General features: G+C 54.5%; 1 protein-coding gene. It reads right to left on the minus strand.

The genetic code is table 11. The annotated features are described in order from the left end of the window. A partial coding sequence (locus HMPREF3098_RS09730; RefSeq protein WP_246815925.1) for an IS256 family transposase occupies positions 1–807 on the minus strand: 807 nt, incomplete at its 3' end. Positions 808–811 lie beyond the last annotated feature (4 nt).

The raw sequence follows: 811 nt of genomic DNA on the forward strand, positions 1-811 counted from the left end.
GGTTGCTTCAATGGCTTCCGGCAGACCTTTAAGTCCGTCACAGGCAACGATGAAGACGTCTTCGATTCCGCGGTTGGCTAGTTCTGCGCATACCCCTGACCAAAACGATGCACCCTCATTGGCGGCAACCCAGATGCCGAGGATGTGTTTGATTCCGTCGAGGTCAATGCCTACAGCAATGTGGGCCGCTTTGTTGACGACTCTGCCACCGTCGCGGACGTTGATGCGGATGGCATCCAAAAACATGATGGGATAAAACGCATCCAGCTTGCGGTGCTGCCACTGCATGACGGCATCCAGCACCGAATCGGTGACGTTGCTGATCGTCTCATGGGACATATCCACCCCATAGGAGGTGTGAATATGGTGCTGGATATCCCTAATCGTCATGCCGCCGGCATACAAGGACACGATCATGTCATCCAGCTCTGTAATCCGACGGGCGCCTTTGGGAACCATTCGCGGGATAAACGAACCATCACGATCACGGGGAATGTCAATCTCGATCGGCCCGTAGTTCGTATCGACTGTTTTTGAATAACTACCATTGCGATGGTTTGTCTGCCCCGCAGCGGCCTTTGCCGTACGGTCACCGGATTCATAACCCAGGTGCGCCTCCATTTCAGCGGCCAGGCCGCTGTTGATCGATGACTGCAGCACCCCGCGGACAAGCGCGTTGATGTCGCCATCGGCAGCCTGGGCTAGCTCACCGATCAGTTTCGATAATTCCGGGCTCGCCATGATCCTGTTGGAAACAGCCTTAACCTGATCAGCGTTCTGATGTTTCTTCGGAGACATAGTTGTCATAATG

The organism is Corynebacterium sp. HMSC28B08 (genome assembly GCF_001806865.1).
In the GTDB taxonomy this organism is placed as follows: domain Bacteria; phylum Actinomycetota; class Actinomycetes; order Mycobacteriales; family Mycobacteriaceae; genus Corynebacterium; species Corynebacterium auriscanis.